This window comes from Clostridium taeniosporum, from assembly GCF_001735765.2.
Lineage (GTDB): Bacteria > Bacillota > Clostridia > Clostridiales > Clostridiaceae > Clostridium > Clostridium taeniosporum.
The window spans coordinates 2,288,059-2,304,415 of record NZ_CP017253.2 but is presented as its reverse complement, the minus strand read 5'-3'; the positions used below and the strand labels follow the sequence as shown (position 1 = coordinate 2,304,415).

14 protein-coding genes are annotated in these 16,357 nt (G+C 25.3%); 11 read left to right on the top strand and 3 right to left on the bottom strand.

Going from position 1 to position 16,357, the window contains the following annotated elements; genetic code table 11:
* The first annotated feature begins 130 nt into the window (after positions 1-130).
* The 6 genes from BGI42_RS10540 to BGI42_RS10515 all read left to right on the top strand — a co-directional run bounded on the left by BGI42_RS10540 (position 131) and on the right by BGI42_RS10515 (position 6,447).
* Positions 131-313: a (2Fe-2S)-binding protein gene (locus tag BGI42_RS10540; RefSeq protein WP_069680265.1), complete on the top strand. Its 183-nt coding sequence runs from the start codon at positions 131-133 to the stop codon at positions 311-313.
* 248 nt (positions 314-561) lie between these two features.
* Positions 562-1,380, top strand: a complete 819-nt coding sequence (locus BGI42_RS10535; protein WP_069680264.1) for a MerR family transcriptional regulator — start codon at positions 562-564, stop codon at positions 1,378-1,380.
* Positions 1,381-1,442: 62 nt separating this feature from the next.
* Positions 1,443-2,051, top strand: a complete 609-nt coding sequence (locus tag BGI42_RS10530; RefSeq protein WP_338028390.1) for a DUF554 domain-containing protein — start codon at positions 1,443-1,445, stop codon at positions 2,049-2,051.
* Between the two features lie 704 nt (positions 2,052-2,755).
* Positions 2,756-3,385 (top strand): PilZ domain-containing protein, encoded by a 630-nt coding sequence (locus BGI42_RS10525; protein WP_242984767.1) that lies wholly within the window; start codon positions 2,756-2,758, stop codon positions 3,383-3,385.
* 178 nt (positions 3,386-3,563) lie between these two features.
* Positions 3,564-5,615 carry an N-acetylmuramoyl-L-alanine amidase gene (locus BGI42_RS10520; protein ID WP_069680261.1) on the top strand — a complete coding sequence of 684 codons (2,052 nt, stop codon included), beginning with the start codon at positions 3,564-3,566 and terminating at the stop codon, positions 5,613-5,615.
* A gap of 145 nt (positions 5,616-5,760) precedes the next feature.
* A complete protein-coding gene (locus BGI42_RS10515) occupies positions 5,761-6,447 on the top strand; it encodes a DNA alkylation repair protein (protein ID WP_069680260.1) in 687 nt (228 codons plus the stop codon).
* An 89-nt stretch (positions 6,448-6,536) separates the two neighbouring features.
* Here BGI42_RS10515 and BGI42_RS10510 read toward each other — a convergent pair whose 3' ends face one another.
* The 3 genes from BGI42_RS10510 to BGI42_RS10500 form a co-directional block, all read right to left on the bottom strand.
* The gene (locus tag BGI42_RS10510; protein WP_192875376.1) at positions 6,537-7,478 is read right to left on the bottom strand and encodes a carbohydrate ABC transporter permease; all 942 of its coding nucleotides are present in this window, start codon (positions 7,476-7,478) and stop codon (positions 6,537-6,539) included.
* Complete coding sequence (locus tag BGI42_RS10505) at positions 7,478-8,344, bottom strand: carbohydrate ABC transporter permease (protein ID WP_069680259.1); 867 nt, start codon at positions 8,342-8,344, stop codon at positions 7,478-7,480. The genes BGI42_RS10510 and BGI42_RS10505 overlap by 1 nt, the downstream gene beginning before the upstream one ends.
* 134 nt (positions 8,345-8,478) lie before the next feature.
* On the bottom strand, positions 8,479-9,771 hold the full coding sequence (locus tag BGI42_RS10500; protein ID WP_069680258.1) for an ABC transporter substrate-binding protein: 1,293 nt from the start codon (positions 9,769-9,771) through the stop codon (positions 8,479-8,481).
* A 433-nt stretch (positions 9,772-10,204) separates the two neighbouring features.
* Here BGI42_RS10500 and BGI42_RS10495 point away from each other — a divergent pair, with 433 nt between their 5' ends.
* The 5 genes from BGI42_RS10495 (at position 10,205) to dcd (ending at position 16,315) form a co-directional block, all read left to right on the top strand.
* Positions 10,205-11,974: a methyl-accepting chemotaxis protein gene (locus BGI42_RS10495; protein WP_069680257.1), complete on the top strand. Its 1,770-nt coding sequence runs from the start codon at positions 10,205-10,207 to the stop codon at positions 11,972-11,974.
* A 273-nt stretch (positions 11,975-12,247) separates the two neighbouring features.
* Positions 12,248-13,123 carry a LysR family transcriptional regulator gene (locus BGI42_RS10490; protein ID WP_069680256.1) on the top strand — a complete coding sequence of 292 codons (876 nt, stop codon included), beginning with the start codon at positions 12,248-12,250 and terminating at the stop codon, positions 13,121-13,123.
* Between the two features lie 125 nt (positions 13,124-13,248).
* Positions 13,249-14,259 carry a YeiH family protein gene (locus tag BGI42_RS10485; RefSeq protein ID WP_069680255.1) on the top strand — a complete coding sequence of 337 codons (1,011 nt, stop codon included), beginning with the start codon at positions 13,249-13,251 and terminating at the stop codon, positions 14,257-14,259.
* Positions 14,260-14,433: 174 nt separating this feature from the next.
* On the top strand, positions 14,434-15,642 hold the full coding sequence (locus tag BGI42_RS10480) for an NADP-dependent isocitrate dehydrogenase (protein ID WP_069680254.1): 1,209 nt from the start codon (positions 14,434-14,436) through the stop codon (positions 15,640-15,642).
* Between the two features lie 151 nt (positions 15,643-15,793).
* Entirely contained in the window at positions 15,794-16,315 is a 522-nt protein-coding gene (gene dcd / locus BGI42_RS10475) for a dCTP deaminase (protein ID WP_069680253.1), read from the top strand.
* The last annotated feature ends 42 nt before the right edge of the window (positions 16,316-16,357 follow it).

The window sequence follows — 16,357 nt, the reverse complement described above, 5'->3', positions numbered from 1 at the left end:
TTAAAATGTATACATTATAAAATTAAAATTGGTGAAACTAATAAAGTAATGCTTCTGTAATTATAATATAGGACTTGTGAAGCAATTACTGCTATTTAAAGGAATTACATATTATAAGGAGGTCGTATAAATGGATAATGATAAAGTAGTATGTACGTGCATTAATGTTACTGTACAAGATTTAAAGGATGCTATCAAAAATGGTGCTAAATCATTTGAAGAAGTGCAAGAAGTTACTAGTGTTGGTACTGGCTGTGGAGCTTGTGTAGATAGTGTTAAAGTAATAGTAGATGAATTATTAGAAAAACAATAATCATAAAATTTAAGTAATAAATTATCTATTATATGTGATGGAGTATTTTTACTATAATAATGAAGAACTATCTATGTAGAGATATAAATTTATCTTTATGTAGATAGTTTTTTTATTATTTAGACATCATATTTATTAATATATGTATGATAAATATACAAGACTATTATCATCTATATAAATTTAAACATGTATTCATGATATATTATTATAGAAATTATATTTTTGATAATTAGGAGAAAAATTATATGAAAGATTTATTTACAATTGGAGAAATATCAAAACTGTTTAATATTAATATAAAGACATTAAGGTATTATGATGAAATAGATTTATTTAAACCAATATTTATAGATAAAAGTAATAATTATAGGTATTATTCAACTGAACAATTTGAACAATTAAATACAATAATATATTTAAAAGGACTTAAAATGCCTTTAAGCACAATAAATTTTCATTTAAAAAAGCGGAGTATTGATAATATTACTGAGTTATTAGAAAGGCAGAAAAAAACCACTGAGGAAAAGATAAAAGAGCTAGAAGTTATAAAGCAAAAAATTGAAAATAGAATAAATCAAATTAATTATGCAAGACAATATGATAAATTAGATATAATTCAGGAGATTGAATTTGAAGAAAGAACTATTGTTTTATTAAAGCAGAAGATAAAATCAAATAATGATTTAGAATTATCAATTAGGCATTTAGAAAATAGAGCTAACAAAAATGCTTCTATTTTTATTGGTAAAGTAGGATTATCTATTTGTATAGATAAATTGAAAGATAAAATATTTGATGAATATGATTCAATTTTTTTATTTACAGAAGATGATGAAGTGGAAAACAAAAATTTGATAAAAGTACTACCAAATGGTATTTATATTACAATTCGTTTTAATGGAACACATAAAAGTTCTCCACAATATTATGATAAGCTTCTAAAATATATTGAAGAAAAAAGATATAAGATTATGAGTGATCCCATAGAAATAACACTTATTGATTTTGGATTAACTAATGAAAAATCAGAATTTATAACAGAAATTCAAATACTGGTAAAGTAATATTGACTCTCCAGTTACTGGACACTTTATAATTTTTAAAATATATAACTGGAGGTGATAAATTGATAGGAACAATAGTAAATTGCATTTCTATTATTAGTGGAAGTATTTTAGGCGCAATTTTTAAAAAAGGAATAAAAGAAGAACATAAGGATATAATGCTACAGGCAATGGGATTGTCAGCAAGTGTTTTAGGTATTAGTTCAGCTGTTAATAGTATTCCTAAGAGTAATTATCCTGTTTTATTTATTATAAGTATTGCATTAGGTGGATTTATTGGTCAAACTTTTAATTTAGAAGAGAAAGTTAATAAGATATCAGAGAAATTTTATAAAAATAATTTAATTGAAGGATTGTGTACAGCAGTATTATTATTCTGTGTTGGTACATTATCTATTTTAGGGCCCCTTGAAAGTGCTCTAAAGGGGGATAATACATTATTGTATACAAATTCTATATTGGATGGAATTACTTCAATTGTTCTGGCTTCGAATTTTGGAATAGGAATTATGATGTCATCTATTATATTATTTTTATGGCAAGGTTTAATTTATTTATCTGCTAATATAGTAGAACCATATATAACTATGGACTTATTAAATGAGCTATCAATAATTGGTGGTATGTTAATATTAAGCTCAGGAATTAACATATTAAAAATAAAAAAATAAAGGTATTGAATTTATTACCATCTTTATTGATTCCTATTATTTTCTTTATTATTAAGAGATTATGTCAATAAACATTAGGTATTAATGTTAATAAACTTATAATTAATAATTATAAAAGTAGTAAAAAATAAATAGTTAATAAATATAAAAATATAAATCTTATAAACTTGTTAAAATATTTTTATATTAAGCGGTTATTATAAATCTATTTAAGTAATAATCGCTTTATATTATTATTAAAATATATAATGAAAATTAATTTTGCATTGTTATAATCTATGTTTATTTTAATTTCATGTTAAAGTAAATACCACTATTTTCATAATTTAATCTTAAAATATGTTGTTTTATATAAAATTTCATTTTTCATAAATAAAATTTTTATTAAATTCATAATTATTATAATTTGCCATTAATATTAGTAAATTTTAGCACGAATATATAATGGAAATATTAATCTCATATAGAAATTTATATTTATAATATTTCATTAGGTAGATGAAAATAAATAACAAGTTAAAGATGCCAAAGATATTTTGTGAAATACAAGGACTTAGGTCCTGCTAATAGCTGTTATATTAATAGATTTCAAGGAGGAAAAATTTTTACAAAATAAATAGTTATACTGATCAGTTATTTATTTGAATATGCCTTAAAACTAATGAAGCTATAAATACTTAAGAAGGAGTTTAATAAATTTGATAATGAAAAATAATATTGAATATTCTTCAGCAAAAATAACTTCTATTGATGAAAAGGTAACAACTATAGGAATAGTTAAAAAGTTACAGAAAGATAATTTAATTATATGTGCTAATGATAAAACGGAGTTAAAAGTTGGTGAAGAAATTTTTATAAATGTTTTTAATAAAAATCAAGGTATTTATCTATATAACGGAATTATAAGTAATATATTACAAAATACAATAACGATTAACAATGTAAAATATTTACTTGATAAAGAAAGAAGAAATAATAATAGAATAAATGTAAATATACCTTTAAAGGTGAATAAAATAAGAAGTATCTCTGAAAAAGCTATACAATTATCTAAACCAATTTTTATGAGTGGAAAAAATTTAAGTATTAGAGGAATATTACTAGAATGTGAATTAGATATCCCTAATGATATTAACTTTTTGATGGAGTTGCCAATAGAAAATGCTAAAATTTATATAGAAACTACTACAAAAAGAAAATATGAAAAAAATAATTTATATTATTATGGTTGTGAATTTGTACTAAAAGATACAACTAAAAATATTTTATTAGAAAATTATATTCTTAAAAATTATAATACTAAATTTTTTAAGTATTATCCTAATAATAGATAGTATATACATAAAATAATTAAATATAAATTTAATAATAACTTTAAGACGATAAATTGAGAATTTATGGTCTTTTTTGTTTATAAGAGAATTTTAACAAAAAATTAATATTTCAAATGAGAAATTATGTAGTTAAAACATGTTTATAATGTTAAAATATAACATAAAGGGGATGAAAATATTGAAGATTAAAAATAAAATTTTTATTACAATAATTACTTTTATATTGTTATTAATTGGAATGCCAAAAATTAATGTTGAAGCTGCAACAAATGATAATAAAATAATATCTGAAGCTGATATTAAATTAGAAGAAGCTAAAAATTGGGCGGAATCTAAAGGTGCAACTAAAGACTTTATTGATTTAGCAGATTTGTATTGGGAATATTCATCTGATTGTGGAGGAGTAAATCCAGCAATAGCATATGTACAAGCAGCTAAGGAAACTGGATATGGAAAATTTACAGGAGTACTAGATGAAAGTTATCATAATCCTTGTGGGCTTAAGAATGAAAAAGGTGGAGATGATAATGATAAAAAAGCCCATAAAAAATTTGATGATTGGGATGAAGGTGTACAAGCTCATTTAGATCATTTAGCACTATATGCAGGAGCTGATGGATATCCAAAAGATGATAGTTATGATCCGAGACAATTTATAACTATAAAAGGAAAGGCAAAAACAATTGAGTCATTAAGTGGTGTTTGGGCTCCAAGTTTTACATATGGTGAGGAAGTGAATGCACTTTATAATGATTTATTAAGATATTGCGGAATTAAAGTAGAGGATAATAAAGATTCATCCAATCTATTACCTAAACCAGGAATTCCAGAAATTAAACCTATTTTACCAAATGTAAATGAAATAATTAATAATCCAAATGGCGATAATGTGAATATTTGGTCTAATATTGGTTGGAAATATGAAAATGGATATTGGTGTTATTATAAATCAAATAGGGCAAAAGCAACAGGATGGATAAATCCAGATGGTAATTGGTATTATTTAGATCAAAATGGATATATGAAAACAGGATGGATAAATTTAAATAATATATGGTATTATTTAAAAGGTTCAGGAACAATGACCAAAGGTTGGGTAAATATTAATGGATCATGGTATTACTTGAAAAATAGTGGAGCTATGGTGAATGGACTTAATAAAATAAATAATAAAATATATTATTTTGATAATAGTGGTTCTATGAAGATTGGTTGGGAAAAAATTAATAATTATTGGTATTATTTTAGTTCAAATGGTGATATGAAAACAGGTTGGTTATCAGTTAATGGAGTAACTTATTATTTGTATGATACAGGGGCAAGGGCAAAAGGATGGATTAATGTTAATAATAACTGGTATTTCTTAAATGAGAATGGAGCAGTAGTAAAAGGTTGGATTTCAACTAATGGAGATAATTATTATTTAGATAATAATACAGGAAAATTGATAGTTAATACAGTAATTGATGGATATACTATTGGTTTGGATGGAAAAAGAATAGATAAATCTTCTGATAAGGATTCTGAAAATGATAAAAATACTAAAAGTAATGAGATTTTAAATGATGAAGACAATGAAAATCATGAAAAGATTTCAGATGAGAAAATTATTGTAGTAGATGCAGGACATGACTATGGTAAAGACTATGGATCTGAAAAAGAAATTGATGGAGTAACATATAGTGAAACAGATTTAAATATAGAAGTAGCATCTAAACTTAAGGATGAATTAGAAGATAGAGGATTTAATGTAGTAATGACAAGAGAAGCTAAAGAAAGACCATCATATGGATCTTTGAATGCTAGTCTTTCTCATAAAGTAGATACAGCTAATGATGAAAAGGCAGATTTCTTTATAAGTATACATCATAATTCAGCAGTAGAAACTGCCAAAGGTGTCGAAAGTTATTACAGCATAACACCTAAGGATGATAAGTATGGTGGAAATTTAGATTATGAAAGAATTGAAAAGAGTAAAAAAATGGCTAAGATAATAAATGATAGTATTGTTGAAAAAATTGATGCTAAAAATCGTGGTGCTAAAAGTGATTCACAACGTGGGTTATTTGTACTTAAAAATACTAATATGCCAGCAGTATTAGTTGAAGTTGGATTTATAACAAATCCTGAAGAAGCAGAGCGATGTGCAGATTCTTATTATCAACAAAAAGTTGCAGAAGCAATTGCAGAAGCTATTGATGAAAATTTTAATATGATATCAAACAAATAATATAACCCCATAAATAGTGGTGAAAAACTATTTATGGGGTTTAATATTTTAAAGTTTTAATAATAAGGAAACAATTATAATGTAAAGAAATATTTTCTTGTATAATATGTATGTGAGAATAAATATATAAGAGGGGTTATAATTTATGAATAAAGAATATATAAGAAATAAAATATTTGAGTTATCAGATGTTAAGTATAAAGAATTTCATAGTAAACTATGTCCTAACACTAATAATATTGTAGGAGTAAGAGTGCCTGTACTTAGAAAATTTGCAAAAGAAATTTCTAGAGGAGAATGGAGAGAATATTTAAAAGAGGCTTCTAATGAATATTATGAAGAAATAATGTTACAAGGTATGGTTATTGGATTAGCAAAGATGGATATTGAAGAAAGATTTAAATATATTGAGGAGTTTATACCTAAAATCTATAACTGGGCTATTTGTGATGTATTTACAGCAGGATTAAAAAGTATTAAATCAAATAAGAAATATGCTTTTGATTTTTTAGAGAAATATTTACATTCAGAAAGGGAATTTGAACTTAGATTTGCAATTGTAATGTTATTAGATTTTTATATTGTAGATGAGTACATAGATAGAGTGATAGAAATTTTAGATGACATACATCATCATGGGTATTATGTAAAAATGGCAGTAGCTTGGGCTATTTCAATATGTTATATTAAATATCCAGAAAAGACAATAATTTATTTAAAAGATAATAAATTAGATGATTTTACTTATAATAAAGCATTACAAAAGATTATTGAATCATATAGAGTTGATAAAAATGAAAAGATTATAATTAAAAGTATGAAAAGAAAATAGGGTAGAAGAGCAATTAATAGATGAATAATATTTATAATTATAAAAAAAAGATGCTCTTAAAAATAAGAACATCTTTTTTATGCAATATTTTACTTGATAGAACCTTGGACAATTCCTTTGATAATTTGTTTTTGCACAAAGAAGTAGAAAATAATTATTGGAATAATGGCAAGTATTAAAGCAGCCATTGCAAGTTCCCATTGTTTTGAGAAAGCTCCAAAGAAGTTATTCATAGCAAGAGGAATTGTATTTATATTACCATTAACTGTAAGGAAAGGAAGTAAGAAATCATTCCATATCCATATTCCATTTAATACAGCTACAGTTACTGTAGTTGGTTTTAAAAGTGGAAGTATTACATTAGTATAAACTTTCCATTTACTACAACCATCTATAATAGCAGCTTCTTCAATTTCTTTAGGAATACCTTTGATAACACCATGATATAAGAAAATACTCATACTAGATCCAAATCCGATATACATGAATATTAATCCATAATGTGTACCTATCATACTAAAATTAATAGAGTCGATACTTAAAAGTCCCATCCATCTAACAAGAGGGATCATTACAGCTTGGAAAGGAACTACCATGGCAGCAACAAATAGATAGAATATAAATTTACTAATTTTAGAATTATTACGAACTAAAACCCAAGATGCCATTGAAGAAAATAAAATTATTAGAGAGACACTTAAAACTGTTATTATTATAGAATTTATAAACGCACTTCCCATATTTATTCTTGATACTGCATCAGAATAGTTGCTAAAATTCCAAATAGATGGTAACCCAGTAGTATTAGCAAAAATTTCTCTTCTTGTTTTAAATGAATTTATAAACATTAGATAAAAAGGAGTTAAATAAAGTATTAATAGTAACCATGTTAGAATTTCTAAAGAACCTAATTTTTTATTATATCCATTCAAAGTTGTTAATTTCTTAGATTTTTTAGAACTTATATTAGTGGTTGTTTTACTACTATTATTAGTAGTGATTTTACTATTTTTAACAACATCTGTTTCCATTAAGCTTCTACCTCCTTTTTCTTATTGAAGTAAACTTGAGTTAAAGAAATTGCTGTTACAAATATAAAGAATATAATAGCTTTTGCTTGTCCAACACCCATATTATTTGAAGTAAAGGCTTCTCTATATATATTTAAAGCTAACATTTCCGTATTTTTTAACGGTGTTAATGAAAAGTTTAAATCAAACATTTTAAATGAGTTTGCTAATGTTAAGAATAAACATACTGTAATAGCTGGTCTTACCATTGGTATAGTGATGTGCCTAAATGCCTGAAATCCATTAGCACCATCAATATGACTAGCTTCTAATAAATCAGTAGGAACATTCTCAAGTGCAGCAACATATATAACCATTATATACCCAGCATATTGCCATGAAGCAACAATAAGCATTGCTATCATTGCACTATTGGTATCTTGAAGTAGTGAAGTAGATAGAAGCTTTGAACCTATATTTTCTCCCATAGATGTAAATACAGAGTTAAATAAAAATTGCCATATAAATCCTAAAATTAAACCACCAATTAAATTTGGCATAAAGAAACCAGTTCTTAAAAAATTCTTAGTTTTTAAATTTCTAGTAACAATATAGGCTAAACCAAAACCTATTAAGTTGATACTGATTACACTTGCAATAGTATAAAAAATTGTTATTTTAAAAGAATAAAGGAATTGAGCATCCTTTAAAAGTGCTAAATAATTGTGTAATCCAACAAAGCCATATTCCGGATTAGCACCATTCCAGTTTGTGAAAGTGTAGTAAATTCCAGTTATAAAAGGAATATACACTACCATAATAAGAGAAAATAGGCACGGTGCTAAGAAAAGCCAAAAATCCCTTTGTTCTTTACGTATTTTACTCATGTTTTCACTCCTTTGTGATAGAAATTATTGTGAATTTGTAGTGTGATTTATACTCCATACTTTGCCGTATGTATTTATCAGGTAATAAACATCCATAAGGAGAATACCCCTTATGGATTTAAATTTTCTAAAATCTATTGCTTAGCAGTAGCATCTTGTAATTCTTGAAGCATTTGAGTTTTGTCAATTTCGCCCTTAGCAAATTTAGAGAATACAGGACCAACATTTTGTAATGTAAATCCATCTGGAAGATTTGTAAATGCCCAAGGAAGAGTCTTACCAGCTTTACTAAATTTCATGATAGATTTAGCAAGCTCATCTTCAGGTTCAACTTTAAAGTTAGTAAATGCAGGAATCATATTCATGTCTTTAACTATAGATTCTTGACCAGCTTGACTAGTTACCATCCAATTTAAGAAGTCTTTAGCTTCTTTATTAACAGATGAATCTTTATTAACAGCCCAGTACATAGGAACACCAACAGGAATACTTCCACTTACTTTAGGGTCATTATTAATAGCTAATGGAATAAATCCTTTAGGGAATTTTGCATCTAACTTAGCTAAATCTCCAGAAGTCCAGTTACCTTGGTGTAAGAATGCAGTCTTACCTAATCCAAAGTTACCAACTTGAGTACTATAATCAATAGTATCTAGAGTAGGACCACCACCGTATTTAACAAGTAATTCAACTAAGTTCATCCAGTCTTTAAATGATTGATTATTGACTAAATCAGCTTTTCCAGCAACATAATCTTTAACAAATTGAGTTGGATTATCTTGAACAGCTAAAGGAATATTAAATGTATGGTTACCAGTAACCCAAGTTTCTTTAGTTGTATAAGAAACAACATTATCAATTTTTAAATCACCTTTCATAGAATCTAATTTTTCAAATGCTGCTTTAAGTTTATCAAAAGTATCTATAGAATTAGGATCTATTTTGGCTTTATCTAATATATCCTTATTGTACATTAATCCATAACCTTCAGTTGCAGCAGGCATACCATAAATTTTACCATCAAATGTAACTGAATCTAATGTACCATGAACTGCATCTTTTACCCAAGGCTGATCATTTAATTCATCTATTTTATGTTTCCAAACTTTATAATCACCAGCACCTTGTATCATAAAGATATCAGGTTCAGTGCCTTTTGCAAATTCAGCTTTCAAAGCTGCACCGTAGTCAGCACCTCCACCTACAGAAGTGATATCAACTTTTACACCAGTTTCCTCTTCATATTTTTTAGCTAATTTTTGAAGTGCATCATTGATTTCAACTTTTAGTTGGAATACTTTAATTGTTTTGCCTCCTTCAGATTTCGCAGCAGTTTTATTACCAGATGATGAACATCCAGCTACAGTCCCAAGTAGAAGTGAAGCTGTTAATACTGCTGATAAAGTTTTTTTCATTTTAAGTTTCATTCCATACCCCTCCAATAAAATAATTTAACTATATAATATATACTGTGGAAACGATTCCGAAATATATGTTATTAAAGTATATACTAGAAATATTTAAAATATGCCTAGTTAATATTGTATTAATATCATTAATTCAAAATACCGGAAACGATTCCTGAAAACGATGTAAGCTTGTACTAAATTGCTCTATAAATCGTTTTCTTGAGTTAAGTATAGCACCAGAAATTTCAATTTTCAAGTAGTATTTAAGAAAAAATTCATAAATTATAAGACACTTGAAAAAATAAGTTAAAATTACTTATATAGAAAAAAATGATAAAAGTTAATTGAAAAAAAGTTATTATAATGATAATATAATAATTGGAAACGATTCTAATTATTATAAAATTCAAATTTAATAAATTATACTTAAATAATTAGAAGGGAATATCACATGATAAAAGATATATTTTATACAAAGAGTAAAAAAGAGAATTATAAAAAGAATATTGGATTTTTAAAAAGTTTAAGTGTGAAAACTAAATTGAGATCATCGTATATAATGTTATCTTTGTTAATATTTTTAACAGCTTTAATTTCTATTAAGAGTATAGATATAGTAAATAAAAATTCTAATAGAATTTATAATATAAATTTTAAATCAATACAAAATGTAGATAGTATAAATTCAAATGTAAAAGAACTTGATTCATATTTTATGAATATATTTATGAGTTCAGATACTAATGAAAGTTACAAATATTCAAATAAGATAAAAATATTATTACAACAAACAAATAGACTTTTAGATAGCTATGAGAATATTGATACAACTGAATTTGAAAAAAGCAAATTTCTTCAATTAAAAGATTATATAAACAGTTTAAAAAAATGTTCTTTAGATATAATTGAATTGATAGATTCAGGAAATTTGGAAGAAGCAAATAAAATGTATAATGCAGATATGATTAGAATAAAGAATAGTTCTTATGACTTATTAAAAACACTTGCTAATTTATCTGAAAGCAATGCTAAGAAAAGTAATATGGAAAATAGCAAAGTGTTTAAAGAAGTTTTAATAAGTACAATAATAATAGCTTTAATAGGTTTAATAGTTTCTTTTGTATTGATTATTTTAATTGGAAAACTTATATTAAGACCACTAAGAGAAATAGAAAATTTAGCAGAAAGAATGTCTAAGTATGATATTTCAAAGAATATAGAATTAACAAGTAAAGATGAATTTGGAATAACTGGTGAATTATTAAATAGATCACAAGACAATATGAGAGGTCTTATATCTTTAGTAATGCAAGAGTCTTATCAACTAAGTTCATTAAGTGAAGAATTATCTGCTACTGTTCAAGAAGTAAACTCAAAAGTAGAATTAGTAAATGTATCAACAAATGAAATAAATACTTCAATGAAGCAAACTAGTGAAACTTATAATGAAATAAATAATTCTATTAACAATGTTAATGACAATATGGAAAAGTTATCCGATAAAGCTGAAGAAGGAAACATTAATGCTAATACAATTAAAAGTAGAGCTATAATAATTAAAGAAAATAGTGAAAAAGCAATTAACAATATTTCAGATATATATTCTAATAAAGAAACTGAAATTTTAAAAGCAATTGAAGAAGTAAGAGTAGTAAGTGAAATTAAGAAAATGGCAGATATAATAGATAATATTTCAAAACAAACTAATCTTTTAGCTTTAAATGCATCAATAGAAGCAGCTAGAGCAGGGGAAGCAGGAAAAGGATTTAGTGTTGTTGCAAATGAAGTAAAAAGACTTGCAGAAGAATCATCAAATGCTGTTGCTACTATTAAAAACACAATAAATAAAGTTGAAATTTCAGTTAATAATTTATTAGAAAGCAGTAATGATATATTAAAATTTATAGGAGAAGATATAAATAAAAATCTAAATGACTATTCAGAAATAAGTAATAAATATATTGAAGATGGTAATTTTATGACTGATATGTCAAAGGAATTAGCAGTTTTATCAAAAGAAGTAGATACAAATATGGAAGAAGTAGGACAAGCTATATACGATATAGGAATAGATAGCAATAAATCAGCTAATAATATTGATAATATTCAAAACAGTTTAAATGATACTTCACTTGCAATGAAACAAGTTCTAGTAGCAGCAGAAGAGCAAGCCAATATAGCATTAAAAATTGATGATCTTATAAAAAATTTTGTAGTATAAATATAGGATGCTTTAATTGATGATGAATAGTTGAGGGTAAAGGAAAAATTCCTTGATTAAATTTTAAAATATAATTTTTATAAAGTTTTTACATTTTGAATCAAAACTAAATATAAAGTAACAAAGAATGCCAGAATTATATATGGCATTCTTTTTTATATAAATTGTACAAACTTAAGGTGGTTTAGTTATTTTTTTCTTTATATAATTATGTAGAGATAATAATAAATATAGAAAGTTTTATAATAAATAAACTTAAATGAGGTGCATAGGATGAATTTTAGAAAATTAAAAATATTTTATGAAACAGCAACAGAATTAAATATGACTAATGTAGCTAAAAAATTATATATAAGCCAGCCTTCAATAAGTCAGGCCATACATGAGATAGAAGATGAATTAGAAGTAAAATTGTTTGATAGAATAGGTAAAAAACTTTATTTAACTTATGAAGGAGAAACTTATTTAAATTATACAAGAAGAATACTTAACTTATATGATGAATCTATAAGAACTATTAATGATATAAATACAAATGAAAAGGGAAAAATAAAGATTGGTGCTAGTACAACTATAGGAATATACATATTGCCTGATATAATAAAAGGATTTTTAAAAGAACATAGTGGAATAGAAATTTCTTTAGCAATAGATAATACTGCAAATATAGAAAAGTTAATATTAGAAAATAAAGTTGATTTTGCTTATATTGAAGGTACAACTAGTTTTGATGAAATAGTTCAATCGAAAGTATGGAAAGATGAGCTTATATTTATATCTAGTTTAAATCATTCTTGGGCAACAAAAAAAAATTTAAGTAAGAAAGATATAATAAAAGAAAAACTTATAATGAGAGAACAAGGAAGTGGTACGCGAGAAATAATAGAATCATATTTAAAAAATAACAATATAGATTATAGGGTTTTTATGGAGCTTGGGAATACTGAAGCTATCAAAAAAAGTGTAGAAGCTAATTTAGGGGTTAGTTGTTTATCCTTCAGAAGTGTAGATGAAAAAATAAAAAGTGGAGCCTTAAAAGGATATAGGCTAAAAGAAGGAAAAATAACAAGAGATTTAACATTGATTTATCATCGTGACAAATTTTTAAGTAAGAGCATGAAAAATTTTATATATTATTCATTTGAATAATATATAAGTAAAAACCTATTGATATCATATTATAATAAGTATTTCATTTTTAATATTAGATTTATTATAATTAACTCAAATCAAAGAAAATTTGCATAAAAACAGTGATTTAGAGGTGATTATTGATGAAAGAAAAAATAATAGATATTATTCCAGGTTTTTTAATATGTGTTGTTATAGCATTATTAGGAAAGGTGTTAGGTAGCTTTGTTCCTTCTATAGGTGGAGCAAGTTTTGCAATTATATTAGGAATTATTTTAGGTAATACAATATTTAATAAATCTAAATATAGCAAGGGTTCTCAGTTCTCAGAAAAAGATCTTTTAGCATATTCAATAATACTTATGGGATCAACAATAAGCTTTATAGAAATAAAATCACTTGGATTTAGAGGTGTTTTATTTATATCAATTCAAATGATGTTTACTATATTATTTACATATTTTATGGGAAAGAAATTAGGGTTTTCTAAAAAATATTCGTTACTTATGGCATCTGGAAATGCTGTATGTGGATCATCTGCAATAGCAGCAGTAGCGCCTACGATTAATGCAGATTCTAAGGATAAAGCAATTTCAGTAACTATTATAAATCTAACTGGTACTATTTTAATGTTCTTAATTCCAATAATAACAATGGCAATATATAAAAATAGTCTAATAGAAACTTCAGCTATGATAGGTGGAACATTACAATCTGTTGGACAAGTAATAGCATCAGCTAAATTTATAAATGAAGATGTTGTTACATTGGCAACTATATTTAAGATAATAAGAATAATATTTTTAATAATTGTTGTTATAGCATTTTCTAGAATTAAAGTTGAAACAAATGAAGACATGTCAGAAAAGAGAATAGTTGAAAGAAAAAAGAAAACAAAAGTTAGTATACCTTGGTATATAATAGGATTCTTTATACTTTGCATAATAAATAGTTTAGGTTTTGTACCAGATTCAATTCAGAAATTATTTAAATTAATAAGTAGTAATTTTGAAATTATTGCTTTAGCTGCAATAGGTATGAGAGTTAAATTTGAAGATTTGAAAAAAGAAGGATTAAAAGCAATGATATATGGGTTAATAGTTGGAAGTTTTCAGATGATACTTGCACTTACATTAATAAAGTTTTTACTTTAAATTAATCTATATTATTATTAATATTATATAAGTTGTATATAGAATATTAATAATGTTATAATATTTATAAAATTTCTTTGCTAAAAAGTAATACAAAATAAAGAATATATAACTGTAAAAAAGGATAATTTATAATAGTATTACTATAAAAGCAGTTAAATAGGGGGCAATTATATGGAAAAAATAAAAATGTCTAAACCAATAGTTGAAATTGATGGAGATGAAATGACAAGAATAGTTTGGGGAATTATAAAAGATGAGTTGTTAAATCCATTTATTGAATTAAATACAGAGTATTATGATTTAGGTTTGGAACATAGAAATGAAACAGATGATAATGTAACAGTAGAAGCAGCAGAAGCAATAAAAAAGCATAAAGTAGGGGTAAAATGTGCAACAATAACTCCTAATGCTGCAAGAGTAAAAGAATATAACCTTAAAGAAATGTGGAAAAGTCCAAATGGAACTATTAGAGCTATTTTAGATGGAACTGTATTTAGAGCTCCTATTATAGTAGATCCAATAAAACCATATGTAAGAACATGGAAAAAACCAATAACAATTGCTAGGCACGCTTATGGAGATATTTATAAAGATGTAGAAATGAAAATAGCAGGAAAAGGTAAATGTGAACTTGTATTTACTTCAGAAAATGGTGAAGTAAAGAGAGAACTTATACATAATTTCAATGGTGACGGTGTTGTTATGGGGATGCATAACTTGAATAAATCAATTGAAAGTTTTGCTAGAAGTTGTTTTAATTACTCTTTAGATGTAAAGCAAGATTTATGGTTTGCATCTAAAGATACTATTTCTAAAAAATATGATCATACATTTAAGGACATATTTCAAGAATTATTTGAAAATGAATATAAAGAAAGATTTGAAAAGCTAGGTCTTAAATATGTGTATACTTTAATAGATACAGTTGTTGCTAATATTATAAAATGCGAAGGTGGAATAATATGGGCTTGCAAAAATTATGATGGTGATGTAATGAGTGATATGATAGCAACTGCTTTTGGATCACTTCCAATGATGACATCAATATTAGTTTCACCAGAAGGAAACTATGAATATGAAGCAGCTCATGGAACAGTTCAAGATCACTATTACAAACATTTAAGAGGTGAAGAAACTTCAACTAACTCTATAGCAACTATTTTTGCATGGACAGGTGCATTGAGAAAAAGAGGAGAATTAGATGGTAATAATGGATTGATTAGTTTTGCTAATAGATTAGAGAAAGCATCAATAAAAACTATAGAAGATGGAACTATGACAGAAGATTTAGCTGCGCTTGCAGAAACTAATAATGTAAGATGCGTAAATACACTTGATTTTATAAAAGAAATAAGAAAGAATTTAGAAGAAATTTTATAATAGATATTTATTTTTATATATAAAGACCAAATTTGATTTTCAGATTTGGTCTATTATATTATAATAAATTAGAAATAGTAGTTTCAACTAAGAAATTATTATTTAGAAAATTAATTTTAAACGATGAATTACGAAAGAGAGGATACTATAAATGATATTATCAGGAAAAGAGATATTAAGAAATATAGGTGAAGATATTATTATAGAACCATTTGATGAAACTAAAATAAATCCTAATAGTTATAATCTAACTTTATTTAATGAATTGTTAGTATATAAGAATAATACGTTAGATATGAAAACTCCAAATGAAACTGAAAAAATTATAATTCCAGAGGATGGATTAATATTAGAGCCAGGAAAATTATATTTAGGTAGAACAAATGAATTTACAAAAACTGACAAATATGTTCCCATGCTAGAAGGAAGATCATCAACTGGAAGATTAGGATTATTTATACATGTTACTGCTGGGTTTGGAGATATTGGATTTGCAGGATATTGGACATTAGAAATATTTTGTGTTCAACCTATAAAAATATATCCTAATACAGAGATATGTCAAATATATTATCATAATATTGATGGAGAATATGATTTGTATAATAGTGGCAAGTATCAAAATAATAAAGGAATACAACCAAGCCTTATGTACAAAGATTTTCAAAAATAAAAATTTACATTCTTAACTAAATTTGAAGGGAATTAAAATTCT